Source organism: Schinkia azotoformans LMG 9581 (assembly GCF_000307855.1).
GTDB classification, from domain to species: domain Bacteria; phylum Bacillota; class Bacilli; order Bacillales; family Bacillaceae_J; genus Schinkia; species Schinkia azotoformans.
Genome location: NZ_AJLR01000083.1, coordinates 1 through 524, shown reverse-complemented (window position 1 = coordinate 524; position 524 = coordinate 1). Strand labels below are relative to the sequence as shown.

At 39.1% G+C, this 524-nt stretch carries 2 protein-coding genes; one reads left to right on the top strand and one right to left on the bottom strand.

The window, feature by feature from the left end:
* Positions 1-255, bottom strand: a 255-nt coding sequence (locus BAZO_RS10795; RefSeq protein WP_162137837.1) for a MucBP domain-containing protein, incomplete at its 3' end; no start/stop codon positions are given.
* 99 nt (positions 256-354) lie between these two features.
* On the opposite strand from BAZO_RS10795, the gene BAZO_RS22430 reads away from it, so the two are divergent.
* Positions 355-513 (top strand): hypothetical protein, encoded by a 159-nt coding sequence (locus BAZO_RS22430; protein ID WP_211208559.1) that lies wholly within the window; start codon positions 355-357, stop codon positions 511-513.
* Positions 514-524 lie beyond the last annotated feature (11 nt).

Genomic DNA, 524 nt, shown 5'->3' with positions numbered 1-524 from the left:
ACCGTCTTGGTCAAGGTTTTGTACAGTTACAGAACCTTGTTCAGCAGGTGTTACAGTTTCATCTTTATCGTACTTGAATGTAACTGTTGTGTTACCTTCCGTGTAATCATCACGGTAGAGGTTAGATGAATTGTCGTTCAATTTCCAACCTTTGATGTCAGGAGCTACTACTTCGTAAAGGTCACCGACTTTACCTGTCTGAGTTGTTGGGTCTTTGATTTCATTTCCAAGTGTGTCTGTGTAACGAATTGTCAATTTACCCTCTTTAACATTAGTCTTATCACTGTCTTTGTCGTATTTAACTGTTACAGAGTTTGTTTTACCTGGTTCTGGGAAGGTACCTAAGCCTGGAGTTTGGTAGTAAGACTTCTGCATTGTGTAACCGTCAATTGTGGGGATAATGCCGGTATGATTGCAGCAGCAGCCTACATTGAATGGAAAAAAGGTCTTGAAAATGTTCAAGCAGGATTAGACTTAAATGCTAAACCTAGCCTTGTTTTTGAAGATATGTAATAAGGAGAATT